The sequence below is a fragment of the Pseudomonas sp. PDM21 genome (genome assembly GCF_014852505.2).
In the GTDB taxonomy this organism is placed as follows: Bacteria; Pseudomonadota; Gammaproteobacteria; order Pseudomonadales; family Pseudomonadaceae; genus Pseudomonas.
This window is the reverse complement of sequence record NZ_CM181223.1, coordinates 552,963-577,692: the sequence shown is the minus strand read 5'-3', so window position 1 is coordinate 577,692 and position 24,730 is coordinate 552,963. Positions and strand designations below refer to the sequence as shown.

General features: G+C 64.4%; 22 protein-coding genes. 16 read left to right on the top strand and 6 right to left on the bottom strand.

The annotated features are described in order from the left end of the window. Window positions 1–11: 11 nt before the first annotated feature. From IB275_RS02755 to IB275_RS02745, 3 genes are read right to left on the bottom strand one after another with little or no spacing between them, the layout of a single operon-like run. The gene (locus IB275_RS02755) at window positions 12–776 is read right to left on the bottom strand and encodes a DnaJ domain-containing protein (RefSeq protein WP_192296245.1); all 765 of its coding nucleotides are present in this window, start codon (window positions 774–776) and stop codon (window positions 12–14) included. Between the two features lies 1 nt (window position 777). Further along, on the bottom strand, window positions 778–1,452 hold the full coding sequence (gene murU, locus IB275_RS02750) for an N-acetylmuramate alpha-1-phosphate uridylyltransferase MurU (RefSeq protein WP_192296246.1): 675 nt from the start codon (window positions 1,450–1,452) through the stop codon (window positions 778–780). Further along, window positions 1,449–2,471 (bottom strand): aminoglycoside phosphotransferase family protein, encoded by a 1,023-nt coding sequence (locus IB275_RS02745; protein WP_192296247.1) that lies wholly within the window; start codon window positions 2,469–2,471, stop codon window positions 1,449–1,451. Before IB275_RS02745 ends, murU begins: the two co-directional genes overlap by 4 nt. Before the next feature lie 129 nt (window positions 2,472–2,600). On the opposite strand from IB275_RS02745, the gene IB275_RS02740 reads away from it, so the two are divergent. From IB275_RS02740 to IB275_RS02685, 12 genes are all read left to right on the top strand, one after another. After that, window positions 2,601–5,372: an LPS-assembly protein LptD gene (locus tag IB275_RS02740; RefSeq protein ID WP_192296248.1), complete on the top strand. Its 2,772-nt coding sequence runs from the start codon at window positions 2,601–2,603 to the stop codon at window positions 5,370–5,372. Next, window positions 5,353–6,645, top strand: a complete 1,293-nt coding sequence (locus IB275_RS02735) for a peptidylprolyl isomerase (RefSeq protein WP_139791707.1) — start codon at window positions 5,353–5,355, stop codon at window positions 6,643–6,645. Before IB275_RS02740 ends, IB275_RS02735 begins: the two co-directional genes overlap by 20 nt. A 131-nt stretch (window positions 6,646–6,776) precedes the next feature. Continuing rightward, window positions 6,777–7,778, top strand: a complete 1,002-nt coding sequence (gene pdxA / locus IB275_RS02730; RefSeq protein WP_192296249.1) for a 4-hydroxythreonine-4-phosphate dehydrogenase PdxA — start codon at window positions 6,777–6,779, stop codon at window positions 7,776–7,778. Window positions 7,779–7,894: 116 nt separating this feature from the next. Continuing rightward, window positions 7,895–8,722 (top strand): 16S rRNA (adenine(1518)-N(6)/adenine(1519)-N(6))-dimethyltransferase RsmA, encoded by an 828-nt coding sequence (gene rsmA, locus IB275_RS02725; protein WP_192296250.1) that lies wholly within the window; start codon window positions 7,895–7,897, stop codon window positions 8,720–8,722. Further along, window positions 8,719–9,099 carry a Co2+/Mg2+ efflux facilitator ApaG/CorD gene (gene apaG, locus IB275_RS02720; RefSeq protein WP_138213007.1) on the top strand — a complete coding sequence of 127 codons (381 nt, stop codon included), beginning with the start codon at window positions 8,719–8,721 and terminating at the stop codon, window positions 9,097–9,099. Before rsmA ends, apaG begins: the two co-directional genes overlap by 4 nt. Then, window positions 9,099–9,923, top strand: a complete 825-nt coding sequence (locus tag IB275_RS02715; protein ID WP_192296251.1) for a symmetrical bis(5'-nucleosyl)-tetraphosphatase — start codon at window positions 9,099–9,101, stop codon at window positions 9,921–9,923. Before apaG ends, IB275_RS02715 begins: the two co-directional genes overlap by 1 nt. A gap of 46 nt (window positions 9,924–9,969) precedes the next feature. Continuing rightward, window positions 9,970–10,299, top strand: a complete 330-nt coding sequence (gene glpE, locus IB275_RS02710) for a thiosulfate sulfurtransferase GlpE (RefSeq protein ID WP_192296252.1) — start codon at window positions 9,970–9,972, stop codon at window positions 10,297–10,299. Between the two features lie 288 nt (window positions 10,300–10,587). Next, on the top strand, window positions 10,588–12,510 hold the full coding sequence (locus IB275_RS02705) for a PrkA family serine protein kinase (protein WP_045212719.1): 1,923 nt from the start codon (window positions 10,588–10,590) through the stop codon (window positions 12,508–12,510). A 104-nt stretch (window positions 12,511–12,614) separates the two neighbouring features. Then, the gene (locus IB275_RS02700; RefSeq protein WP_045212721.1) at window positions 12,615–13,886 is read left to right on the top strand and encodes a YeaH/YhbH family protein; all 1,272 of its coding nucleotides are present in this window, start codon (window positions 12,615–12,617) and stop codon (window positions 13,884–13,886) included. Next, the gene (locus IB275_RS02695) at window positions 13,883–15,436 is read left to right on the top strand and encodes a SpoVR family protein (protein WP_192296253.1); all 1,554 of its coding nucleotides are present in this window, start codon (window positions 13,883–13,885) and stop codon (window positions 15,434–15,436) included. Before IB275_RS02700 ends, IB275_RS02695 begins: the two co-directional genes overlap by 4 nt. Before the next feature lie 58 nt (window positions 15,437–15,494). Continuing rightward, window positions 15,495–16,004, top strand: coding sequence for a DUF4136 domain-containing protein (locus IB275_RS02690; RefSeq protein ID WP_192296254.1), 510 nt, complete (start codon window positions 15,495–15,497; stop codon window positions 16,002–16,004). Between the two features lie 123 nt (window positions 16,005–16,127). Further along, complete coding sequence (locus IB275_RS02685; protein WP_192296255.1) at window positions 16,128–17,357, top strand: multifunctional CCA addition/repair protein; 1,230 nt, start codon at window positions 16,128–16,130, stop codon at window positions 17,355–17,357. A gap of 99 nt (window positions 17,358–17,456) precedes the next feature. On the opposite strand, the gene folK is transcribed toward IB275_RS02685, so the two are convergent. Both folK and folB read right to left on the bottom strand, forming a co-directional pair. Next, entirely contained in the window at window positions 17,457–17,993 is a 537-nt protein-coding gene (folK, locus tag IB275_RS02680) for a 2-amino-4-hydroxy-6-hydroxymethyldihydropteridine diphosphokinase (RefSeq protein ID WP_192296256.1), read from the bottom strand. Next, complete coding sequence (gene folB, locus IB275_RS02675) at window positions 17,984–18,337, bottom strand: dihydroneopterin aldolase (protein WP_015475255.1); 354 nt, start codon at window positions 18,335–18,337, stop codon at window positions 17,984–17,986. Before folB ends, folK begins: the two co-directional genes overlap by 10 nt. Window positions 18,338–18,417: 80 nt before the next feature. On the opposite strand from folB, the gene plsY reads away from it, so the two are divergent. Beyond that, window positions 18,418–18,987: a glycerol-3-phosphate 1-O-acyltransferase PlsY gene (gene plsY, locus IB275_RS02670; RefSeq protein WP_192296257.1), complete on the top strand. Its 570-nt coding sequence runs from the start codon at window positions 18,418–18,420 to the stop codon at window positions 18,985–18,987. Between the two features lie 94 nt (window positions 18,988–19,081). Here the strand turns inward: plsY and tsaD are convergent, their stop codons facing one another. Then, entirely contained in the window at window positions 19,082–20,107 is a 1,026-nt protein-coding gene (tsaD, locus tag IB275_RS02665; RefSeq protein ID WP_192296258.1) for a tRNA (adenosine(37)-N6)-threonylcarbamoyltransferase complex transferase subunit TsaD, read from the bottom strand. 200 nt (window positions 20,108–20,307) lie between these two features. Between tsaD and rpsU the strand changes: the two genes are divergently transcribed. The 3 genes from rpsU to rpoD all read left to right on the top strand — a co-directional run bounded on the left by rpsU (window position 20,308) and on the right by rpoD (window position 24,692). Then, window positions 20,308–20,523 (top strand): 30S ribosomal protein S21, encoded by a 216-nt coding sequence (rpsU, locus tag IB275_RS02660; protein WP_003085057.1) that lies wholly within the window; start codon window positions 20,308–20,310, stop codon window positions 20,521–20,523. Window positions 20,524–20,723: 200 nt separating this feature from the next. After that, a complete protein-coding gene (gene dnaG, locus IB275_RS02655; protein WP_192296259.1) occupies window positions 20,724–22,760 on the top strand; it encodes a DNA primase in 2,037 nt (678 codons plus the stop codon). A 78-nt stretch (window positions 22,761–22,838) separates the two neighbouring features. Next, window positions 22,839–24,692 (top strand): RNA polymerase sigma factor RpoD, encoded by a 1,854-nt coding sequence (gene rpoD, locus IB275_RS02650; protein WP_192296260.1) that lies wholly within the window; start codon window positions 22,839–22,841, stop codon window positions 24,690–24,692. The last annotated feature ends 38 nt before the right edge of the window (window positions 24,693–24,730 follow it).

Sequence of the window (24,730 nt, the reverse complement as noted above, 5' to 3'; positions counted from 1 at the left end):
GGCCGCACGGTTCAGCGAAAGCCGCGACGCTGCCGCACCAGCAGGTAGGCGTCCTGTATCTCGCGGGTCCGGCTCGTCGCCGCGGCGATCCGCTCGGGACTCGCCCCCAGGCCTTCAAGCTTGTCCGGGTGGTTCTGGCTGATCAACTTGCGGTAGGCGCGCTTGATCTCCTCTGGTTCGCTCTCCGCCGTCACGCCCAACAGTCGCAGCGCTGCGGTGTAGGACTCACGCGGCGTGGCGGGCGGTTTGGGCGGTTCGGCGCCCGCCGACAGCGCGAGCACCCTGGAGCGGGAAAGCCCCAGCGAATCTCCCCACTGCAGCAGCAGGTTCTTCTGCGCAGCGTTCGGCGCGCCGCCTGCCCAGGCCATGCGCCAACAAGCCTGTACCAAGCCTTCGGCCGTAGCCTCCTGGCCGTGGCGCTGGCGCAGGCCGGCGTCCAGCAACTCACCGCCGGGCTTGCCGCGACCGAAGGCATCGATGGCCTGGAGACGGGCTTTGTCATCCAGTTGCAGACGCAGCATTTCGGCCCGCGCCTGCTGGATATGCGCATCGATAACACGACCGCGACTTTTGGCCAGCCGGCCAAGCAGCAGGAACAGCAACTCCTGGTCGCCGACTCGCGGCCCGCCGCGCAACTGATCGAGCAGGCCCCGCCAGGTGCGCTGCTTCAGGCGCCGGTCAAGCACCTGGCCCAGCAACGCACCGAGCATGGCACCCGGAATGCTCGCCAATGCCCAGCCGGCGATGACGCCCACCAGAGTCCCCGGCCAGAACACCTCAGCCCTCCGCCAGTTGACGTTCGACTTCCGCCAGGCGCTCGTGAGTGCCGACGTCGATCCAGCGCCCGCGATGATGGGCGCCGCTCACCCGGCCGGCTGCCATGGCCTGGCGCAGCAGCGGCGCCAGCTTGAAGGCGCCGGGCTCGCAGCCCTCGAACAGCTCGGGGCGGAGGATGGCGATGCCGCTGTAGGTCAGGCTCGGCTGGCCTTCGCGGTAATCGCTGACACGGCCTTCACTCAGGCAGAAATCGCCACGAGTGTGGTGCCCGGGGTTGTCCACCAGCACCAGGTGCCCCAGGTCGTCCTCGGCCAGCGCGCCGTTCAGGCTCGCGTAATCGAAGTCGGTCCAGATGTCGCCGTTGGCGATGACGAAGGCCTCGGCACCCAGCAGCGGCAGCGCCTTGAAGATGCCGCCGCCGGTTTCCAGCGGTTCGCCCTCGGGCGAGTAGCGGATGTTCACACCGAACGCCGAACCGTCGCCCAGGTGATCCTCGATCTGCTGGCCGAGCCAGGCGTGATTGATCACCAATTGATCGAACCCGGCCCGACGCAGCGCCTGCAACTGGTACTCGAGCAGCGGCACGCCACCAGCGCGCACCAGTGGCTTTGGCGTGTGCAGGGTCAGCGGGCGCAGGCGTTCGCCCTTGCCCGCGGCGAGGATCATGGCTTTCATGCGGGATGCGTCTCGTCTTTGGGCAGATCGGCCAGCAGCGCCGCGAGGTCAGCCAGTTCAGGCCGGCGCGCGATGACGCTCTCCAGGTAGCGGAAGAAGCGCGGCACATCGCTCAGGTAACGCGGCTTGCCGTCGCGGTGGCAAATGCGGGCGAAGATGCCGATCACCTTGAGGTGGCGCTGGGCACCCATCAGGTCGCTGGCGCGGAAGAAGGTCTCGAAGCTGTCCGGCAGCGGGATCCCGGCGGCCTGGGCCTTGCGCCAGTAGCGCGACAGGCCGTCATGCACACGCGGTTCGGGCCAACTGAGGAATGCGTCCTTATAAAGGCAGGTCACGTCGTAGGTCACCGGGCCGTAGACCGCATCCTGGAAATCCAGGATGCCGGGGTTCGGCTCGCTGAGCATCAGGTTGCGCGGCATGTAGTCGCGGTGCACGAAGACGCGCGGCTGCTCCAGGGCGCTTTGCACCAGCAGGTCGCAGGTGCGCTCCCAGCGGGCGAGCTGCTCGCCTTCCAGCGTCACGCCGAGATGCCGTTGCAGGTACCAGTCGGGGAACAGCTGCAACTCGCGGCGCAGCAAGGCCTCGTCATAGGCCGGCAAGCGCTCGGCGACATCGACCTGCTGGAAGGCCACCAGGGCGTCGAGGGCATCCTCGAACAGCTCCTCGGCGTTCTGTGCGGTGAGCACATCCAGGTAGGTCTGGCGGCCCAGATCGTCGAGCAGCAGGAAACCCTGCTCGACGTCCTCGGCCAGAATCTTCGGAACGTGCACACCGGCCTCGGCCAGCAGGCCGGCGACCTTGATGAAGGGTCGGACGTTCTCCTGGGGGGGAGGCGCGTCCATCACGATCAGACTGCGGCCCTCGCCCTGCCAGCGGAAATACCGGCGGAAACTGGCGTCGCTGCTGGCTGCGGTGAAGCTGGCCTCGGGCACCGGGCCCCAGCCCTGCGCGTTGAACACTGCGGGCAAACTCAAGTCCAACCAGCCGATCATCTGCTGGTAACGGGCATCCTGTGACATCTTTATGGGTTCTCCACGGCCCTAGCCGTTGCGCGGGTCATGCTTTATTATCCAGCATCTTTTTGAGCCCATCGAGAGGCGTGCGGTCCGCTTTGGGCCGATGGCTCGCAGGAAGCCCGGATTAACAAGATGGCAGTGAATTTCCCCGTGTTCCGTAGAAAATTCCCCTTACTGGTGACCGGTGGCCTGCTGGCTATCCAGCCGCTCGCCTCTGTGACCGCGGCACCCGGTGAGCAGTTCGCCTGCCAGCCCTCCGCGTCCGGCGCCTGGGACTGTTCCTCGCAGAACAGCGCCAGCAGCGTACCGCGCCCACAGCACGGCGCCAGCTCGGTCAGCGCCGGCGGCACCGCCGCCGCCAGCAGCTCGAAGTCCTCGGGCAGCTCGAGCAGCAGCGCCGGCGAAGAGCCGAAGCAGCTGGTCACCGAGTCCGGCGGCCGCGGTCTGAAGTCGCGCAGCAGCGACTACAGCCACCTCGACTGGATCCCGCGCGACAAGCTCACCGCCGCCCAGCAGGCGGAAATGGGCCCGTATTGCAGCGGTGCCTATGTCGAGCCGATCCGTCCGGGCATGAACGACAAGACGCCCAACGACGAGGCTCCGACCTACGTTTCGGCAAAAGTGTCCCGCTACGAGCAGGAAAAACAGATTGCCACCCTCGCGGGTAACGTGGTCCTGCGCCAGGGCAGCATGCAGGTGGAGGCCGACGAGGCCAACCTGCACCAGGCCGAGAACCGCGGCGAGCTGGTCGGCAACGTCAAGCTGCGTGACAACGGCGCTCTGATCGTCGGCGACCACGCCGAGCTGCAACTGGACAATGGCGCGGCGAAGATCGACAACGCCGAGTACGTCATGCACCAGGCGCAGATCCGCGGCAGCGCGCTGTACGCCAAGCGCCAGGAAGACGCGATCATCCAGCTCAAGGACGGCACCTACACCCGTTGCGAGCCGGGCAGCAACGCCTGGGTCGTCAAGGGCAACAACATCAAGCTGAATCCGGCCACCGGCTTCGGCACCGCGACCAACGCGACCCTGCGGGTGAAGGACATTCCGGTCTTCTACACCCCGTACATCTATTTCCCGATCGACAACCGTCGTCAGTCCGGCTTCCTGGCGCCTTCCTTCGCCAGCTCGACCGACACCGGCTTCACGCTGACCACGCCGTACTACTTCAACCTGGCGCCCAACTACGACGCCACGTTGTACCCGCACTACATGGTCAAGCGCGGCCTGCTGATGGAAGGCGAGTTCCGCTACCTGACCCACAGCAGCGAAGGCGAGGTCACCGCGGCCTACCTGAACGACAAGAACGACGACCGCAAGGACTTCCCGCAGTACACCGACACCCGTTGGCTGTATGGCTGGAAAAACACCAGCGGCCTGGATTCGCGCCTGTTGGCGCAGGTCGACTACACCCGCATCAGCGACCCGTACTACTTCCAGGACCTGGATACTTCGCTGGGCATCGGCTCGCCGACCTTCGTCAACCAGCAGGGCATCCTGACCTACCGTGGCGACAGCTACACCGCCAAGCTGAACGCGCAGTCCTACCAACTGGCGACCGTGACCGACGTCACCCCGTATGATCGCCTGCCGCAGCTCACCCTGGACGGCAAACTGCCGTTCAACCCAGGCGGTCTGAACTTCACCTACAGCACCGAGGCCGTGCGCTTCGACCGGGATCTGGATGAAGGCTACTACCGGATCGACGTCGACAATCCGACGCTCTATCCACGCCCGGACACCAACATCCGGGGCCTGGCGCGGGCTACCGGCGATCGCTTCCATGCCGAGCCGGGCATCAGCCTGCCGATGAACCGCAGCTGGGGCTTCATGACCCCGACGGTCAAGGCGCTGTACACCAAGTACGACCTGGACCTGGATGGCAAAGGCAAAGCCACGCTGCCGTCCTACATCGACTACGACAGCAGCCCGGATCGTTCGCTCGGCCTGGCCAAGCTGGACTCCGGTCTGTACTTCGACCGTGACACCACCTTTGCCGGCACCAAGTTCCGCCAGACCCTGGAACCGCGCGCGATGTACCTGTACGTCCCGTACAAGGACCAGGACAACCTGCCGACCTTCGACACCGGCGAGTTCACCTTCAGCTACGACTCGCTGTGGCGTGAAAACCGCTTTACCGGCCGTGACCGCATCGGCGACGCCAACCAGCTGTCCCTGGGCCTGGGGTCGCGCTTCATCGAAGACGATGGCTTCGAGCGCGCCTACATTGCCGCCGGCCAGATCTACTACTTCAGCGACCGACGCGTGCAACTGCCCGGCCTGACCGAGAACGATCTGGCCGCCAGTGGCGCGAAGAACCCAGACGCCGACACCTGGCGCTCGCCCTACGCGCTCACCGGCGTCTACCGCTTCAACCACGACTGGTACGCTAGCTCGGACTTCAACTGGAACCCGAACACCAACCATACCGACAACGGTAACCTGATGTTCCACTACCAGCCCGAAGCCGATCCCCGCAAGGTGCTGAACGCCGGCTACCGCTACCGTGCGGACAGCAAGCGCTTCAACCCGAACACCGGCCAGTTCGAGTACGGCAGCGACGAGTACAAGATCGAACAGCATGACTTCTCGTTCATCTGGCCAGTCCTGCCGCAGTGGGCCGCCATCGGCCGCTGGCAGTTCGACTACAACCAGAGCCGCACGCTGGAAGCCTTCGGTGGCTTCGAGTACGACAGCTGCTGCTGGAAGCTGCGCCTGATCAATCGCTACTGGGTCGACTACGACGACGAGGAATTCGTGACCTCCACGTCCAAGGCCGACCGCGGTATCTTCCTTCAAATCATCTTGAAAGGCCTTGGCGGCGTGGTTGGCAACCAGGTGGAAGGCTTCCTAGACCAAGGTATCCAGGGTTATCGTCAACGTGAAGACAATGCTATGTAAGGCCCTGCGCCCGCTGATGCTGGGCGCGCTGTTGGCAAGTTCCGTCGTGCACGCCGAAGTGGTTCCGCTGGATCGCGTGGTCGCCATCGTCGATAACGACGTGGTGATGCAGAGCCAGCTGGACCAACGCCTGCGCGAAGTCCGTGCAACCATCCAGAAGCGCGGTGCGCCGCTGCCGCCCGAGCACGTGCTGACCCAGCAGGTGCTCGAACGGCTGATCATCGAGAACATCCAGCTGCAGATCGGTGACCGCTCCGGCGTTCGTATCACCGATGAAGAGCTGAACCAGGCCATGGGCACCATTGCCCAGCGCAACAACATGAGCCTGGACCAGTTCCGTGCCGCCCTGTCCCACGACGGCCTGTCCTACGACGAGGCCCGCGAGCAGGTGCGCCGCGAGATGATCATCAGCCGGGTGCGCCAGCGCCGTGTGGCCGAGCGCATCCAGGTCAGCGAGCAGGAAGTGCAGAACTTCCTCGCCTCCGACCTCGGCAAGATCCAGCTCTCCGAAGAGTACCGCCTGGCCAACATCCTGATCCCGGTCCCCGACAGCGCCTCGCCGGAAACCGTGCAGGCGGCAGCCCGTCAGGCTCAGGAAATGTACGAGCAGCTCAAGCAGGGCGCGGACTTCGGCCAGCTGGCAGTGTCCCGCTCGGCTGGCGACAACGCCCTGGAAGGCGGCGAGATCGGCTGGCGCAAGGCTGCCCAGCTGCCGTCCCCGTTCGACAGCATGGTCGGTAGCCTGGCCGTGGGCGACGTGACCGAGCCAGTCCGCACCCCGGGCGGCTTCATCATCATCAAACTGGAAGAGAAGCGCGGTGGCAGCAAGATGCTGCGTGACGAAGTCCACGTCCGCCACATCCTGCTCAAGCCCAGCGAGATCCGCAGCGAAGAAGAGACCCAGCGCCTGGCCGAGAAGCTCTACGAGCGTATCCAGGCCGGCGAAAGCTTCAGTGATCTGGCGAAGAAGTTCTCCGAAGACCCGGGCTCCAAGCTCAACGGTGGCGACCTCAACTGGGTCGACCCGGAGTCCCTGGTACCGGAATTCCGCGAGGTGATGAACAACGCTCCGCAAGGCCAGGTCACCAAGCCGTTCCGCTCGCCGTTCGGCTGGCACGTGCTGGAAGTCCTCGGCCGCCGCGCCACCGACAGCAGCGACAAGTTCCGCGAGCAACAAGCCGCCCAGACCCTCCGCGCACGCAAGTACGACGAGGAACTGCAGGCCTGGCTGCGCCAGATCCGCGACGAAGCCTACGTCGAGATCAAGCAGTAAGCAGCGCGAGTCGCTCAGTAAAGAAACCCGGCCATGGCCGGGTTTCTTTTTGCTTGTCGAAAGCTTCGAAGAACCGGGGCTTCGTCGTAGAGTAGGCCCATCCGCTGCAACTCCCGATTCGAGAGCCCCTGATGAGCACTTCCCACCTTTTCGCCCTCACCCCCGGCGAGCCCGCCGGCATCGGCCCCGATCTCTGCCTGCTGCTGGCCCGCGAAGCGCAACCGCACCCGCTGGTCGCCGTCGCCAGCCGTAAACTGCTGGCCCAGCGCGCCGCCCTGCTAGGGCTGAACATCGACCTGCAGAATGTTGGTCCCGGCCAGTGGCCCAGCGTCGCCGCTCCGGCCGGCACCCTGTATGTCTGGGATACACCGCTGGCCGCCCCGGTCGAACCGGGCAAGCTGAACCAGGCCAACGCCGCCTACGTACTGGAGACCCTGACTCGCGCCGGCCAGGGCTGCCTGGACGGGCATTTCGCGGGGATGATCACCGCGCCGGTACACAAGGGCGTGATCAACGAGGCCGGAATCGCCTTCTCCGGCCACACCGAATTCCTCGCCGACCTCACCCACACCGCCCAGGTGGTGATGATGCTCGCCACACGCGGCCTGCGCGTTGCGCTGGTGACCACCCACCTGCCACTGCGGCAGATTGCCGATGCCATCACCCCGGATCGTCTGGAGCGTGTCACCCGCATCCTGCACGCCGACCTGCGCGACAAGTTCGGCCTGCCCAATCCGCGCATCCTGGTCTGCGGCCTGAACCCCCACGCCGGCGAGGGCGGCCACCTCGGCCACGAAGAGATCGACGTGATCGAACCGACCCTGGAACGCCTGCGCAGCGAGGGCATGCAACTGATCGGCCCGCTACCGGCCGACACGCTGTTCACTCCCAAGCACCTGGAGCATTGCGATGCCGTGCTGGCGATGTACCACGACCAGGGTCTGCCGGTGCTCAAGTACAAGGGCTTCGGCGCGGCGGTGAACGTGACGCTGGGCCTGCCGATCATCCGCACCTCGGTGGACCACGGCACCGCACTGGACCTCGCCGGCACCGGCCGGATCGACAGCGGCAGCCTGCAGGTCGCCCTGGAAACCGCCTACCAGATGGCCGAAGCCGGCGCTGGCGCGCGCTGATCCCGGGCATTCCGTTCGGCCAGCGTTTCGTGCTGGCCGCGCCTGGCTGGTAAACTGATGGTTTTTCCGCCTCCAGCCGGCCGCCACAGGCGCCCGGCTGCTCTCCGGAGCCCTCGATGTCCGAACTCTTCCAGCACCGCGCCCGTAAACGCTTTGGGCAGAACTTCCTGCATGACGCCGGGGTGATTCACAAGATCCTGCGCGCCATCGCCGCCAAGGAAGGCCAGCACCTGCTGGAAATCGGCCCGGGCCAAGGCGCCCTGACCGAAGGCCTGGTGGACAGCGGCGCTAAGCTCGACGTGATCGAGCTCGATCTGGACCTGATCCCGCAACTGAAATGGCGCTTCGGCCTGAAGCCCAACTTCAGCCTGCACCAGGGCGACGCCATGAAGTTCGACTTCGCAACCCTCATGGCCTCTGCCGAGGACAAGCTGCGCGTGGTCGGCAACCTGCCCTACAACATCTCCACCCCACTGATCTTCCACCTCCTGGACCATGCCTCGCTGATCCAGGACATGCACTTCATGCTGCAGAAGGAAGTGGTGGAGCGCCTGGCCGCCGAGCCGGGCAACGGCGACTGGGGCCGCCTGTCGATCATGGTGCAGTACTTCTGCCGTGTGGATTACCTGTTCACCGTCGGCCCCGGCGCGTTCAACCCGCCGCCCAAGGTCGAATCGGCCATCGTCCGCCTGGTGCCCTACGCCGAACCGCCGCACCCGGCCAAGGATCACCGCATACTGGAGCGCATCGTCCGCGAAGCCTTCAACCAGCGCCGCAAGACCCTGCGCAACACCCTGCGCACGCTGATGAGCGTCGAGGACATCGAAGCCGCCGGCGTCGATCCGACCCTGCGCCCGGAGCAGTTGAGCGTTGCCGACTTCGTCAGCCTGGCCAACCGCTACAGCGAAACCAACCCGGAAGCCGAGCAAGGACCGAGCGCATGAGCGACCCCCGCTACCAGGTCAGCGTCAGCGTCACCACCCGCCACCTGCCCGAGCAATCCCAGCCGGAGCAGCAGCGCTACGTGTTCGCCTACACCGTGACCATCCACAACCACGGCGAGCTGGCCGCCAAGCTGCTGACTCGCCACTGGATCATCACCGACGGCGACGGCCATGTGCAGGAAGTGCGCGGCGCCGGCGTGGTCGGTGAGAAACCGCTGATCGAACCGGGCGCCAGCCACACCTACACCAGCGGCACCGTGATGGCGACCAAGGTCGGTAGCATGCACGGCAGCTACCAGATGGTCGCCACCGACGGTCACCACTTCGACGCAGATATCCCGGCATTCCGCCTCGCCGTACCGGGGGCGCTGCACTGATGGCCACCTACGCCGTCGGCGACTTGCAGGGTTGCCTGGAACCGCTCAAGTGCCTCCTGGAGCAGGTAAAGTTCGACCCGGCCCGGGACAAGCTGTGGCTGGTGGGCGACCTGGTCAACCGCGGCCCGGCGTCGCTGGAAACCCTGCGCTTCCTTTTTGGCATGCGCGATTCGCTGGTCTGCGTGCTGGGCAACCATGACCTGCACTTGATCGCCGTCGCCTACAACGCCGAGCGCCTGAAGAAGAACGACACCCTGCGCGAGATCGTCGAGGCGCCGGACTGCGCGCAACTGATCGAATGGCTGCGGCAAATGCCGCTGGTGCACCACGACGCCCAGCGCGACATGACCCTGGTGCACGCGGGCATCCCGCCGCAATGGGACATCGACAAGGCCCTGCAACGCGCCGCCGAAGTCGAAGCTGCCCTGCGCGACGACGCCCAGCTACCGATGTTCCTCGATGGCATGTACGGCAACGAGCCTGCCAAGTGGGACAAAAAGCTCACCGGCATCGCGCGCCTGCGAGTGATCACCAACTACTTCACGCGCATGCGTTTCTGCACCCCCGACGGCAAGCTCGACCTGAAATCCAAGGAAGGCCTGGACACCGCGCCTCCTGGCTACGCCCCCTGGTTCAGCTTTGCCGAACGAAAGGCCGCCGGACGCAAGATCATCTTCGGCCACTGGGCCGCGCTGGAAGGCCAGTGCGATGTCCCCGGCCTGTTCGCCCTCGACACCGGCTGCGTGTGGGGCGGCAGCATGACGCTGATGAACGTCGATACCCTCGAGCGCATCCACTGCAGCTGCGCCGATAAACCAGAATGAATGATTGCAGCGCAGCCACAGGCTGCGCGCCTTGCGAGGTAACCCCATGAGCGACTTCAAGCGCATCGCCCCCGACCAGGCCCAGCAACTGCGCGAAAGCGGCGCCCAGGTCGTCGACATCCGCGACCCGCAAAGCTACGCGACGGGCCACATCAGCGGCTCGCGGCACATCGACAACTACTCGGTGGCCGACTTCATCCGCGAGGCCGACATGGACGCACCGCTGGTCGTGGTCTGCTACCACGGCAACTCCAGCCAGAGTGCGGCAGCCTATTTCGTCCAACAGGGCTTCTCCGAGGTCTACAGCCTCGATGGCGGCTTCGAACTGTGGCGCAGCGTCTACCCCGCGGATACCAACGCTGGCGGCTCCGACTGAAAGCCCCTACGAAAGGGGCGGATTAGCCCCTTCAAAAAATCTGTAACTTCTCGCTCTTTCGTCCTTTACACACTGAAGAACGAACTATCCTTTCCCTCAGGCCATCCAAAAAAGGGAGAGCCGGCACACCGGCTTCCGGTTAATCGGCAGTGACCATTGGGGCGGATCAGGGCAGTGGCCAGGTTCCGTTGGAGTTCTGGGGGATTCTCGCCGGTAAGCACTGGCAGCCCGACCGCACCCGCACAGACCGATCCGGCGCCGGCTCCATGCATCGAGCGAGGAGACGTCATGAGCATTTTCAGTCACTTCCAGGAACGCTTCGAAGCGACCCGTCAAGAAGAGTACTCCCTCCAGGAGTACCTGGATCTCTGCAAGCAGGACAAGATCGCCTATGCCACCGCCGCCGAGCGGATACTGATGGCCATCGGCGAGCCTGAGCTACTCGACACATCCGTCGATTCCCGCCTGTCGCGAATATTCTCCAACAAGGTGATCCGCCGATACCCGGCCTTTGCCGACTTCCATGGCATGGAAGAGTGCATCGACCAGATCGTCTCTTTCTTCCGCCACGCCGCCCAAGGCCTGGAAGAGAAGAAACAGATCCTTTACCTCCTGGGCCCGGTCGGCGGTGGTAAATCCTCCCTCGCCGAGAAGCTCAAGCAGTTGATGGAGCACGTGCCCTTCTATGCGATCAAGGGCTCGCCGGTGTTCGAATCGCCCCTGGGGCTGTTCAACCCGGACGAAGACGGCGCCATCCTCGAGGAAGACTACGGCATCCCGCGCCGCTACCTGCGCTCGGTGATGTCGCCCTGGGCCACCAAGCGCCTCAACGAGTTCGGTGGCGACATCAGCCAGTTCCGCGTGGTCAAGCTGCACCCCTCAATCCTCAACCAGATCGCCATCGCCAAGACCGAACCGGGCGATGAGAACAACCAGGACATCTCCGCGCTGGTCGGCAAGGTGGATATCCGCAAGCTGGAAGAATTCCCGCAGAACGACGCCGACGCCTACAGCTACTCGGGCGCGCTGTGCCGGGCCAACCAGGGCCTGATGGAATTCGTCGAGATGTTCAAGGCACCGATCAAGGTCCTGCACCCCTTGCTCACCGCGACCCAGGAGGGCAACTACAACAGCACCGAGGGCCTCGGCTCGCTGCCCTACAGCGGTATCATCCTCGCCCACTCCAACGAATCGGAATGGCACAGCTTCCGCAACAACAAGAACAACGAGGCCTTCATCGACCGGATCTACATCGTCAAGGTGCCGTACTGCCTGCGCGTCTCCGACGAGATCAAGATCTACGACAAGCTGCTGATCAACAGCTCGCTGGCGCACGCCCACTGCGCGCCGGACACCCTGAAGATGCTCTCGCAGTTCTCCGTGCTGTCGCGTCTGAAGGAGCCGGAGAACTCCAACATCTACTCGAAAATGCGCGTCTACGACGGCGAAAACCTCAAGGACACCGATCCCAAGGCCAAGTCCATCCAGGAATACCGCGACACCGCCGGTGTGGACGAGGGCATGTCCGGGCTTTCCACCCGCTTCGCCTTCAAGATCCTTTCCAAGGTATTCAACTTCGACCCGCATGAAGTCGCTGCCAACCCGGTGCACCTGCTCTACGTGCTGGAACAGCAGATCGAGCAGGAGCAGTTCCCGCCGGAAACCCGCGAGCGCTACCTGCGCTTCCTGAAGGAATACCTGGCCCCGCGCTACGTCGAGTTCATCGGCAAGGAAATTCAGACCGCGTACCTGGAGTCCTACAGCGAGTATGGCCAGAACATCTTCGACCGCTATGTGCTGTACGCCGACTTCTGGATCCAGGACCAGGAATACCGCGACCCGGAAACCGGCGAGATCCTCAACCGCGCCGCCCTCAACGAGGAGCTGGAGAAGATCGAGAAACCGGCTGGCATCAGCAACCCGAAGGATTTCCGCAACGAAATCGTCAACTTCGTGCTGCGCGCTCGCGCCGGCAACAACGGCAAGAACCCCAGCTGGCTGTCGTACGAGAAGCTGCGTGTGGTGATCGAGAAGAAAATGTTCTCCAACACCGAGGACCTGCTGCCGGTCATCAGCTTCAACGCCAAGGCGAGCAAGGAGGATCAGCAGAAGCACAACGACTTCGTCAAACGCATGGTCGAGCGCGGCTACACCGAGAAGCAGGTGCGCCTGCTGTCGGAATGGTATCTGCGGGTTCGCAAGTCGCAGTAGTCTGCCATCGGCGCGGCGGCATTCCCGCCGCGCCGGTCGCCGTCGCATTCGGACCTGTCCGTGGCGGCTCCACGCCGCTACGCAGCAGGCCCTGAGGAGCATTCATGAGCTACGTCATCGACCGGCGTCTGAACGGCAAGAACAAGAGCACGGTGAATCGCCAGCGCTTCCTGCGGCGTTACCGTGAGCACATCAAGAAGGCCGTCGAAGAGGCCGTCAGCCGCCGCTCCATCACCGACATGGAACACGGCGAGCAAATCAGTATTCCTGGCCGCGATATCGACGAGCCGGTCCTGCATCATGGTCGTGGCGGTCGCCAGACGGTGATCCACCCCGGCAACAAGGAATTCACCACCGGCGAACACATCCCGCGCCCCCAGGGCGGCGGCGGTGGCCGTGGCGCCGGCAAGGCGAGTAACCAGGGCGACGGGATGGACGACTTCGTCTTCCAGATCACCCAGGAGGAGTTCCTCGACTTCATGTTCGAGGATCTGGAGCTGCCCAACCTGGTCAAGCGCCACCTCACCGGCAGCGACACCTTCAAGACCGTGCGCGCCGGCATCAGCAACGAAGGCAACCCCTCACGCATCAACATCGTGCGCACCCTGCGCTCGGCCCACGCGCGGCGCATTGCCCTGTCCGGCTCCACCCGCGGCAAGCTACGTGCAGCGATAGCGGAGCTCGACCGCCTGAAACGCGAGGAACCGGACAACCTCGGCGATATCCAGGAACTTGAGCAGAAGATCGCCGGCATGCGCGCGCGCATCGACAAGGTGCCGTTCCTCGATACCTTCGACCTCAAGTACAACCTGCTGGTGAAGCAGCCCAACCCGACCTCCAAGGCCGTGATGTTCTGCCTGATGGACGTCTCCGGCTCCATGACCCAGGCCACCAAGGACATCGCCAAGCGCTTCTTCATCCTTCTCTACCTGTTCCTCAAGCGGAACTACGAGAAAATCGAGGTGGTGTTCATCCGCCACCACACCAGCGCCCGCGAGGTGGACGAGGAGGAGTTCTTCTATTCCCGCGAGACCGGCGGGACCATCGTTTCCAGCGCCCTGAAACTCATGCAGGAAGTGATGGCCGAGCGGTATCCCACCAACGAGTGGAACATCTACGCCGCCCAGGCCTCGGACGGCGACAACTGGAACGACGACTCGCCGGTCTGCCGCGACATCCTGATGAAGCAGATCATGCCCTTCGTCCAGTACTACACCTACGTCGAGATCACCCCGCGCGAGCACCAGGCGCTGTGGTTCGAGTACGAGAAGATCCGCGATACCTTCGAAGACAGCTTCGCCCAGCAGCAGATCGTCTCCGCCTCGGACATCTACCCGGTGTTCCGCGAGCTGTTCCAGAGGAGGCTAGTCGCATGAGCAAGCGCCAGCCGATCGCCACCGGCTCGGAGTGGACCTTCGAGCTGATCCAGCAATACGACCGCGAGATCAGTCGCCTCGCCGAGCGTTATGCACTGGACACCTACCCCAACCAGATCGAAGTGATCACCGCCGAGCAGATGATGGATGCCTACGCCTCCGTCGGCATGCCCATCGGTTACAACCACTGGTCCTATGGCAAGCACTTCCTCAGCACGGAAAAGAACTACAAGCGCGGTCAGATGGGCCTGGCCTACGAGATCGTGATCAACTCCGACCCTTGCATCGCCTACCTGATGGAAGAGAACACCCAGTGCATGCAGGCACTGGTGATCGCTCACGCCTGCTACGGGCACAACAGCTTCTTCAAGGGCAACTACCTGTTCCGCACCTGGACCGACGCCACCTCGATCATCGACTACCTGGTGTTCGCCAAGTCCTACATCAACAAGTGCGAAGAACGTCACGGCATCGACGCCGTGGAAGACCTGCTGGACTCCTGCCACGCCCTGATGAACTACGGCGTGGACCGCTACAAGCGGCCCTACCCGATCTCCGCCGAGGAAGAGAAGCAGCGCCAGAAGGAACGCGAGGAGCAGATCCAGCGGCAGGTCAACGACCTCTGGCGGACCATTCCCAAGGCCGGCGGCAAGGACAAGGAGCAGGGCCTGGCCCGCTACCCCAGCGAGCCGCAGGAAAACATCCTCTACTTCATCGAGAAGAACGCCCCGCTGCTTGAGCCCTGGCAGCGAGAAGTGGTGCGCATCGTGCGCAAGGTGGCGCAGTACTTCTACCCGCAGCGCCAGACCCAGGTCATGAACGAAGGCTGGGCGACCTTCTGGCACTACACCCTGATCAACGACCTCTACGACGAAGGCCTGGTCAGCGATGGCTTCATGATGGAGTTCCTCCAGTACCACACCAGCGTGGTCTACCAGCCCGGCTTCGACAGCCCCTACTACAGCGGCATCAACCCCTACGCGCTGGGCTTCGCCATGTACCGCGACATCCGCCGCATCTGCGAGAACCCCACCGAGGAAGACAAACGCTGGTTCCCGGACATCGCCGGCAGCGACTGGTTGGCCACCATCAAGTTCGCCATGAAGAGCTTCAAGGACGAGAGCTTCGTCCTGCAGTTCCTCTCGCCCAAGGTGATCCGCGAATTCAAGCTGTTCAGCATCCTCGACGACGACCAGAAGGACGACATGCTGGTCGACGCCATCCACGACGACGACGGCTACCGCAAGATCCGCGAAACCCTGGCCGCCCAGTACAACCTCGGCAACCGCGAGCCGAACATCCAGATCTGGGACGTCGACCGCCGCGGCGACCGCTCGCTGACCCTGCGCCACCAGCAGCACGACCGCAAACCGCTGGGCGAATCCACCGACGACGTGCTCAAGCACCTGCACCGCCTGTGGGGCTTCGACATCCACCTGGAGACTCTGCAGGGCGAGAACATCGTCAACACCTTCCACATGCCCCCAAAGGGTGAACGCGACAGCGAGGAGGGCTACCCGCGTCTCGACCTGATCATCCCACCCATTTGATCGGTTGACCGTAGCAGCAGGCGTGACAAGCATGGCGGCAACCCCGCTGGAGACCGCCATGCGTCTATTCGCCATTCTCCTGCTTTGCCTTGCTGTCGCGACCTGCAGCAACCCCGTCCCGCACGCCCAGGTTGCGCATCCCGCCGATGCGCGCCTGTCCGGGCTGCGCGACTTCCAGCTGATGCCGCCGGAAAACGCCGTCGACGCCCTGCCCTACCGCAGCCGTTACCCCCTGATCAACGCCCAGGTGCGCCAGGGCCTGATCGAGCGCGGCTACCGCGAAAGCGCGGCGCCGCAGTTGCGCGTCTACTACTGGCTGGCGCTGCAGGACGCGCCGCTGGAATTCAAGGTCGACGTGCCGCCACCCGACCCACTCGGCCCCTACCTCGCCATCCACCGCCTGCGCGACGAAACCGGCACCCTGCGCCTGCGCCTGACTGATGCGCAGGAACAGACGCTGTGGGAAGGCACCGTCAGCACCGGCCTTAGCCCCGCGCACTCCAGCGCCGCCTTGCTGCAGGACGCCATCGGCGCGCTGCTCCAGCAGGTCCCCGTCGCCGCGCCTTGAACCAGAGCCCGCTGCAGGAGTGGGCCATGCCCGCGACCGACGCCGCAGACACCTCTCCCGCTGCCGAGCTTGCCCCACCCGCCGCAAACCCCGAAGCTATCCCCCAGAACAGGAGACAGCTTCATGCAGATCTACAAGGTGGGCGGCGCCGTGCGCGACCGCCTGCTCGGCATCCCCTTCAGCGACACCGACTGGGTGGTGGTCGGCGCCAGCGCCGACGAGATGCTTGCCCAGGGCTACCGCCCGGTGGGCGCCGACTTCCCGGTCTTCCTCCACCCCAAGACCGGCGAGGAATACGCCCTCGCCCGCACCGAGCGCAAAAGCGGGCGCGGGTATGGCGGCTTCACCTTCTACGCCAGTCCCGACGTCACCCTGGAAGAAGACCTGATCCGCCGCGACCTGACCATCAACGCCATGGCCGAGGGCGATGACGGCCAGGTCGTCGATCCCTACCACGGCCAGAAAGACCTCGAAGCCCGCCTGCTGCGCCACGTCTCCCCGGCCTTCGCCGAAGACCCGTTGCGCGTGCTGCGCGTTGCGCGCTTCGCCGCCCGCTATGCGCCGATGGGCTTCGCCGTGGCGCCGGAAACCCTGGCGCTGATGCGCAAGCTGTCGGAATCCGGCGAACTGGAAGCGCTGACGGCCGAACGCAGCTGGAAGGAAATCTCCCGCGCCCTGATGGAATCGCGCCCGGACGTGTTCATCCAGGTCTTGCGCGACTGTGGCGCCCTGGCCGTGCTGATGCCGGAAGTCGATGCGCTGTTCGGCGTGCCGCAACCGCCGCAGCACCACCCGGAAGTGGATAGCGGCGAGCACGTGCTGGCCGTACTGCGCGAGTGCGCCAGGCACGATCAACCGCTGAGCGTGCGCTGGGCCTGCCTGCTCCATGACGTGGGCAAGGGAGAGACGCGCAAGGAAGAGTGGCCCAAACACCACGCCCACGAACACCTGGGCCTGCCGCTGATCGACGCGATCAATGCACGCTTCAAGGTCCCGCGAGATTGCCAGGAGCTGGCGCGACTGGTCGGCGAGTACCACACCCACTGCCACCGCGCGCTGGAGCTGCGGCCAAACACCATCCTTGAGCTGCTGCAATCCTTCGACGTCTACCGCCGGCCGCAGCGCTTCGAAGAGTTTCTCGCCGCCAGCGAGATGGACGCCCGCGGCCGCCACGGGCTGGAGGATCGCGAATACCCGCAGGCCGAGTACCTGTGCGGCGCAGCACAGGCCGCCCGCTCGGTCGCGGTGCAGCCATTGCTGGACAAGGGATACAAGGGTGCCGAGCTAGGCGAAGCGCTCAAGCGTGAGCGGCTGACAGCACTGAAGGCCTACAAGGAAAGCCACGCCGCCTGACAGCACCGCGGAGGGATCGCCCCTCCAACGACGAACTCTCACTGTAGGAACGGTCCATGCCCGCGATCGCGCCCATGGGGCGCTCCTACAAATGAGGCGTCAAGCTGTCGGATGCGCCTCGATCAGCGCCGCCGGTGTCAGCTCCACACCGCGCCACTGGAAGGGCACCGGCCAGAGTTTCTGCCCGATCTGCGCGTCCGCCCAGAGTCCGGCAAACGAACGCTGCGCTCCCGGATGCTTCACTTCAGGCGCCAGCAACGCCAGCGGCCAGAGCACGAAGGCATTCTTCAGCACCTCCGCGCGCGGCAGCGTCAGGCCGTCGAACTCCCCGTGCAGGTCGCCATACAGCAGCACGTCGATATCCAGCGGCAGACCCTTGCGCTCCGGCGCATAGCGACCGTTGTCCGCCTCGATATGCTTGAGCCGCAGGCTCAGCTCCGCCAATGGCAGGTCGGTGCGTGCGACGATCACGAAGTTGTAGAAGGGGCCGCTGCGGATGCCCACCGGCTCGCTCTCGAAGACCGGCGAGCAGTGGATGTCCTCGAGGAAACCGTCCAGCGCCTCCAACCCGGCGAGCAGATGGCGCTCACGGTCGAAATTGCTGCCCAACCCGAGGTAGACCGTCGTCAGCGGCATCCGCGTTCGATCTCCACACCCACGCCGATGGCAGCCGCGACGGCGCCGGGCTTGGTGACTTTCAGGCGCAGCCACTGAATGCCGAACTCCGCCATCAGCAACTCGGCCAGGCGCTCTGCGAAGGTTTCCACCAGCTGGAAATGCGCGTCACGGGCGAAAGCCATGACCCGCTCGGAGAGCACGGCGTAGTCCAGGGCCTTGGCAATATCGTCGTCGGCCGCCGCCGGGCGGTTGTCCCAACCCAGCGTCAGGTCCAGGCGCAGGCACTGCCGGATACCCCTTTCCCAGTCGTAGACGCCGATCACGGTGTCCACTTCCAGCCCCTCGATGAAAACTCTGTCCACTGACTGCATGCTCCAAGGCGACACGACAAGCGGCCGGCGCCCCGTTAGAATCGGAAACGACCTCGTCTCCGGTGGAAACCATGTTCTGGTTCTTGGCGATCCTCGCCTACCTGCTCGGATCACTGTCCTTCGCGGTACTCCTCAGCCGCCTGTTCGGCACAGCAGACCCGCGCGCCAGCGGCTCGGGCAATCCCGGCGCCACCAACATGCTGCGCCTGGCCGGGAGGAAGATCGCCATCCTCACCCTGCTCGGCGATCTCGCCAAGGGGCTGGTTCCGGTTCTTTTCGCCCGGATGATCGGCCTGTCCGACGTGGAGCAGGCCTGGATCGGGCTGGCAGCGGTGATCGGCCACCTCTACCCGCTGTACTTCAACTTCCGTGGCGGCAAGGGCGTCGCCACCGCCGCCGGCATGCTGCTGGCGCTGTACCCGCCGGCCGCCCTGCTCGCGGCAGTGGCCTGGCTGGTGACCTTCAAGCTGTCACGCACCAGTTCGCTGGCTTCCCTGGTGGCCACGCCACTGACCCTACCGCTGCTGGCCTGGCAGGAGCCTTCGGCGCTGCTGCCAATGACCGTACTCACCGGCCTGATCGTCTGGCGTCACCGCAGCAACCTGCGCGACCTGATCGCTGGACGCGAACGTCACTTCTAAAGCCGCGAGCTTCCCGGCCCGCGTACCACGCTGCAAGCGAAAAAACGGCCCATGCCGCTCAGAGCATGGGCCGCGTCGTTTGCAGCTTCATTATTCAGATCGCCGGCAGCGACTCCATTGGCCAACGCGCCTGGACGCCGATCGACGGGCCGTCCTGCTGCCCGGCCACCAGCCGCTGGCAGCCAGCATAGGCGATCATCGCGCCGTTATCGGTACAGAAGCGCGGGCGGGCATAGAACACCTGGCCCTTCATCTCGCCGAGCATCTTTTCCAGATGCTGGCGCAAGGCCTGGTTGGCGCTGACGCCACCGGCGATCACCAGGCTCTTCAGGTGAGTCTGCTTGAGCGCGCGCTTGCACTTGATGGTCAGGGTCTCGACCACCGCCGTCTGGAACGCCAGGGCGATGTCGCAGCGGGTCTGCTCGCTGTCGTCACCTTCGGCCACGCAGCGCTGCCAGGTGTTCAGGGCGAAAGTCTTGAGGCCGCTGAAGCTGAAATCCAGGCCCGGACGGTCGGTCATCGGGCGCGGGAAGACGAAGCGACCAGCGGTGCCGCTCTGGGCCAGACGTGCGATTTCCGGACCACCGGGATAGGCCAGACCAAGCAGCTTGGCGGTCTTGTCGAAGGCTTCGCCGGCCGCGTCGTCCACCGACTCGCCGAGCACCTGGTACTGGCCGATGCCATCCACCCGCACCAGTTGGGTATGGCCGCCGGACACCAGCAAGGCGACGAACGGGAACTGTGGCGGCTGCTCTTCGAGCATCGGCGCCAGCAAGTGGCCTTCCATATGGTGCACGCCGACGGCCGGTATACCCCAGGCAAACGCCATGGCCTGGGCGCAGGACGCGCCGACCAGCAGCGCGCCCACCAGGCCGGGGCCGGCGGTGTAGGCGATGGCATCGATGTCTTCGGCAGTCCGGCCGGACTCATCCAGCACCTGGCGAATCAGCGGCAGCATGCGCTTGACGTGATCACGGGAGGCCAGCTCGGGAACCACGCCGCCATAGATGCGGTGCAGGTCGATCTGGCTGAACAGCGCGTCGGCCAGCAGGCCTTTTTCGCTGTCGTACAAGGCGACGCCGGTCTCGTCGCAGGAGGTTTCCAACCCCAGCACTAGCATGGGTTTGAGCCTTTACTCTGGGCAAAATTGAAGCCGCGCATCATAATCGCCGGCTGGGCTTCGGACCAGTGCTTTTCGATCGGAGGCTTTGCATTCCTCCTTCCGAACGTTTAATATCCGCAACCCTTGAAAACCGCCGACTCCGAACAACCGTCAGGAGCGCGATAAATCCTCCGGTAATCATTGAAGGTACGACCTGGATGCCCGCCGTCAAAGTTAAAGAGAACGAACCCTTCGACGTAGCTCTGCGTCGTTTCAAGCGCTCCTGCGAAAAAGCAGGCGTACTGGCCGAAGTCCGTAGCCGTGAGTTCTACGAAAAGCCGACCGCCGAGCGTAAGCGCAAGGCCGCTGCCGCTGTTAAGCGTCACGCCAAGAAAGTGCAGCGCGAACAGCGCCGCCGCGAGCGCCTGTACTGAGTTACAGCGCTTCGTCGCACGCTTTCCGCATCGCCCGGCCCACTCGCCGGGCGAGTGCCTGAAACAAGGCACCCCACTCCGATTCGCATTCGCGGACTTCGGAGTTTTTGCTTTTCCAGCCCCATGCTTAGTCTCAAGCCTCGCTAGCGGCCTCAACGCCCCGCGCTATGCTTGGGTCCACCCTGCGTCCCGATGAGTCTATGGCCGGCCTGATTCCACAATCCTTCATCGATGACCTGCTCAACCGCACCGACATTCTCGATGTGGTGAGTTCGCGCATCCAGCTGAAGAAGACCGGCAAGAACTACAGCGCGTGCTGCCCGTTCCACAAGGAGAAGACACCCTCCTTCACCGTCAGCCCGGACAAGCAGTTCTATTACTGCTTCGGCTGCGGCGCCGGCGGCAACGCTCTCGGCTTCATCATGGACCACGACCAGCTGGACTTCGTCCAGGCAGTCGAGGACCTGGCCAAGCGCGCCGGCATGGACATCCCCCGCGAGGAAGGCCGGCGCGGCAACAAGCCCCGACAGCCGGTCGACTCGCCGCTCTACCCGCTGCTGGCTGCCTCTGCCGAGTTCTACCGCCAGGCGCTGAAAGGCCACCCGGCGCGCAAGGCAGCGGTGGAATACCTCAAGGGACGCGGCCTCACCGGCGAGATCGCCCGCGACTTCGGCCTGGGCTTCGCGCCGCCGGGCTGGGACAACCTGCTGAAAAACCTGGGCGGCGACAACCTGCAGCTCAAGGCCATGCTCGATGCAGGCCTCCTGGTGGAAAACCCCGACAGCGGCAAGCGCTACGACCGCTTCCGCGACCGGGTGATCTTCCCCATTCGCGACAGCCGCGGCCGGGTGATCGCTTTCGGCGGCCGGGTGCTGGGCGACGACAAACCGAAATACCTGAACTCGCCGGAAACCCCGGTCTTCCATAAAGGACAGGAGCTCTACGGCCTGTACGAGGCCCGGAAGAACAACCGGGATCTCGACGAGATCATGGTGGTCGAAGGCTACATGGACGTCATCGCGCTGGCCCAGCAAGGCATCCGCAATGCGGTCGCCACCCTGGGCACGGCCACCAGCGAAGAACACATCAAGCGGCTGTTCCGCATCGTGCCGAACATCCTCTTCTGCTTCGACGGCGACCAGGCCGGCCGCAACGCCGCCTGGCGCGCACTGGAGTCGGCACTGAGCAACCTGCAGGACGGGCGCAAGGTGCGCTTCCTGTTCCTGCCCGAGGGCGAGGACCCGGACAGCCTGGTACGCGCCGAAGGCCCGGACGCGTTCCGCGCCCGCCTCGCCCACCAGGCCCAGCCGCTGGCGGACTACTTCTTCCAGCAACTGACCCAGGAAGCCGACCCCAGCACGCTGGAAGGCAAGGCGCACCTGGCGACCCTGGCCGGGCCGTTGCTGGAAAAAATCCCCGGCAACACCCTGCGCCTGCTGATGCGCCAGCGCCTGGGCGAGATCACCGGGCTGTCCGCCGAGGCGCTCAGCCAGATCAGCGCGCCGCGCTCGGGCCTCACCGGGCAGGGCAAGCCCAGCCAGGCGCCCGCTCCGACCAAGACGCAGGGCTCAGAGCAGCACGCCCACGAATACGCCGACTACGACATGGGCCAGTTCGCCGGCCAGTTCGCAGAGCATGGCGACAGTCACTACCAGGATGCTTCGAACTACTTCGAGGCGCCGCAGGAATTTTCCGCCGGCAACGGCGGCGCCAAGCAGGGCAAGAAGCCCTGGAAGGGCGATCGCAAATGGGACGGCAAGGGCAAGAAAGGCGACTTTACGCCGCGCCAGCCACGTACCGAGATCAGCGTCGAATCGCCGACCCTGACCGCGCTGCGCACCCTGTTGCACCATCCTCAACTGGCGCAGAGCGTCGAGGATGCGAGCCACTTCTCCAACGAGGGACAGACCTACTCGCAACTGCTCGCGGCCCTGGTCGAAGCGTTGCAGAAAAATCCGAAACAGAGCTCGATGCACCTCATCGCGCGCTGGCACGGAACACCCCAAGGGCGCCTGCTACAGGTGCTGGCGGGGAAAGAATGGCTGATCGATGACGGCAATCTTGAAAAGCAGTTCGTCGACACCATTACTACACTTGCACACAACCAACTGCTCAGCAGCCGCGAAGCCCGCCTGCACAGTGTGCTGCGAAAGAATCCCAGTGAACTGACCGACGAAGAGAAAGCGTTACTGCGGGAGCACTACAGCACCCCCTCTTCAACAGGCAGCCAGAGCTGAACTGGCGCCTGAAGCCTCGAATCTGGTATAATCCTCGGCTTATTTCAGCCCGCCAAGACCTTCAGTGGATAGGGTGTTATGTCCGGAAAAGCGCAACAGCAATCTCGTCTCAAAGAGTTGATCACCCGCGGTCGTGAGCAGGGTTACCTGACTTACGCGGAGGTCAACGACCACCTGCCGGAGGATATCTCTGATCCGGAACAGGTAGAAGACATCATCCGCATGATCAACGACATGGGGATCAACGTATTCGAGACAGCCCCGGATGCGGATGCCCTGCTGCTGGCGGAAACCGATACCGATGAAGCTGCCGCCGAAGAAGCTGCTGCCGCCCTTGCCGCGGTAGAGAGCGACGTTGGCCGCACGACCGACCCGGTGCGCATGTACATGCGTGAAATGGGTACCGTGGAACTGCTGACCCGCGAAGGCGAGATCGAAATCGCCAAACGCATCGAGGAAGGCATCCGCGAGGTCATGAGTGCCATCGCCCAGTTCCCGGGCGCGGTGGACGGCATTCTCGAAGAGTACAACCGCATCGTCGCCGAAGGCGGCCGCCTGTCTGACGTCCTCAGTGGCTACATCGACCCGGATGACGGCACCCTGCCGGCCGAAGAAGTCGAGCCGGTCGGTCTGAAAGACGACGCCGAAGCCAAGGACAAGGATAAGGACGAAGAGGACGAAGAGTCCGACGGCGACAGCGAGGAAGAAGAAGGCGACGGTGGTCCGGATCCGGAAGAAGCCGCTCGTCGCTTCGGCGCCGTTTCCGAGCAGCTGGAAAAAGCCAAGAAAGCCCTGAAGAAGCACGGTCGCGGCAGCAAGCAGGCGACCGAAGAACTGGTCGCCCTGGCCGAACTGTTCATGCCGATCAAGCTCGTGCCCAAGCAATTCGACGTGCTGGTCGCCAAGGTCCGCGATTCGCTGGACAGCGTCCGCCGCCAGGAACGCGCCATCATGCAACTGTGCGTGCGTGATGCCCGCATGCCGCGTGCCGACTTCCTGCGCCAGTTCCCCGGCCACGAAACCGACACCGCCTGGGTCGACTCCGTACTCAAGGGCAAGCCCAAGTACGCCGAGGCCATCGAGCGCCTGCGTGACGACATCCTGCGCAACCAGCAGAAGCTGGTCGACCTGGAAGCCAGCTCGCAGCTGACCGTTGCCGAGATCAAGGACGTCAACCGCTCCATGTCCATCGGCGAGGCGAAAGCCCGTCGTGCGAAGAAGGAGATGGTGGAGGCGAACCTGCGTCTGGTGATCTCCATCGCCAAGAAGTACACCAACCGCGGCCTGCAGTTCCTCGACCTGATCCAGGAAGGCAACATCGGCCTGATGAAGGCGGTGGACAAGTTCGAATACCGTCGCGGCTACAAGTTCTCGACCTATGCCACCTGGTGGATTCGCCAGGCGATCACCCGCTCGATCGCCGACCAGGCCCGCACCATCCGTATTCCGGTGCACATGATCGAGACGATCAACAAGCTCAACCGTATCTCCCGCCAGATGCTGCAGGAGATGGGCCGTGAACCGACCCCGGAAGAGCTGGGCGAACGCATGGACATGCCGGAAGACAAGATCCGCAAGGTCCTGAAGATCGCCAAGGAACCGATCTCCATGGAAACGCCGATCGGTGACGACGAAGACTCGCATCTGGGCGACTTCATCGAGGACTCCACCATGCAGTCGCCGATCGAAGTGGCGACCAGCGAGAGCCTCAAGGAAGCCACCCGCGAAGTCCTCGCCGGCCTCACCGCTCGTGAAGCCAAGGTCCTGCGCATGCGCTTCGGCATCGACATGAATACCGACCATACCCTCGAGGAAGTCGGCAAGCAGTTCGATGTAACCCGCGAGCGTATCCGCCAGATCGAAGCCAAGGCGCTGCGCAAGCTGCGCCACCCGTCTCGAAGCGAGCATCTGCGCTCCTTCCTCGACGAGTGACGAAGAACCCCCGGCCAAAACCGGGGGTTTTTCTTTGG

Coding starts and splice junctions, on each gene's coding strand:
- murU (WP_192296246.1), bottom strand. CDS start 1,452: ATGAAAGCCATGATCCTCGCCGCGGGCAAGGGCGAACGCCTGCGCCCG.
- IB275_RS02745 (WP_192296247.1), bottom strand. CDS start 2,471: ATGTCACAGGATGCCCGTTACCAGCAGATGATCGGCTGGTTGGACTTG.
- IB275_RS02740 (WP_192296248.1), top strand. CDS start 2,601: ATGGCAGTGAATTTCCCCGTGTTCCGTAGAAAATTCCCCTTACTGGTG.
- pdxA (WP_192296249.1), top strand. CDS start 6,777: ATGAGCACTTCCCACCTTTTCGCCCTCACCCCCGGCGAGCCCGCCGGC.
- rsmA (WP_192296250.1), top strand. CDS start 7,895: ATGTCCGAACTCTTCCAGCACCGCGCCCGTAAACGCTTTGGGCAGAAC.
- apaG (WP_138213007.1), top strand. CDS start 8,719: ATGAGCGACCCCCGCTACCAGGTCAGCGTCAGCGTCACCACCCGCCAC.
- IB275_RS02715 (WP_192296251.1), top strand. CDS start 9,099: ATGGCCACCTACGCCGTCGGCGACTTGCAGGGTTGCCTGGAACCGCTC.
- glpE (WP_192296252.1), top strand. CDS start 9,970: ATGAGCGACTTCAAGCGCATCGCCCCCGACCAGGCCCAGCAACTGCGC.
- IB275_RS02705 (WP_045212719.1), top strand. CDS start 10,588: ATGAGCATTTTCAGTCACTTCCAGGAACGCTTCGAAGCGACCCGTCAA.
- IB275_RS02700 (WP_045212721.1), top strand. CDS start 12,615: ATGAGCTACGTCATCGACCGGCGTCTGAACGGCAAGAACAAGAGCACG.
- IB275_RS02695 (WP_192296253.1), top strand. CDS start 13,883: ATGAGCAAGCGCCAGCCGATCGCCACCGGCTCGGAGTGGACCTTCGAG.
- IB275_RS02690 (WP_192296254.1), top strand. CDS start 15,495: ATGCGTCTATTCGCCATTCTCCTGCTTTGCCTTGCTGTCGCGACCTGC.
- IB275_RS02685 (WP_192296255.1), top strand. CDS start 16,128: ATGCAGATCTACAAGGTGGGCGGCGCCGTGCGCGACCGCCTGCTCGGC.
- folK (WP_192296256.1), bottom strand. CDS start 17,993: ATGCCGCTGACGACGGTCTACCTCGGGTTGGGCAGCAATTTCGACCGT.
- plsY (WP_192296257.1), top strand. CDS start 18,418: ATGTTCTGGTTCTTGGCGATCCTCGCCTACCTGCTCGGATCACTGTCC.
- tsaD (WP_192296258.1), bottom strand. CDS start 20,107: ATGCTAGTGCTGGGGTTGGAAACCTCCTGCGACGAGACCGGCGTCGCC.
- rpsU (WP_003085057.1), top strand. CDS start 20,308: ATGCCCGCCGTCAAAGTTAAAGAGAACGAACCCTTCGACGTAGCTCTG.
- dnaG (WP_192296259.1), top strand. CDS start 20,724: ATGGCCGGCCTGATTCCACAATCCTTCATCGATGACCTGCTCAACCGC.
- rpoD (WP_192296260.1), top strand. CDS start 22,839: ATGTCCGGAAAAGCGCAACAGCAATCTCGTCTCAAAGAGTTGATCACC.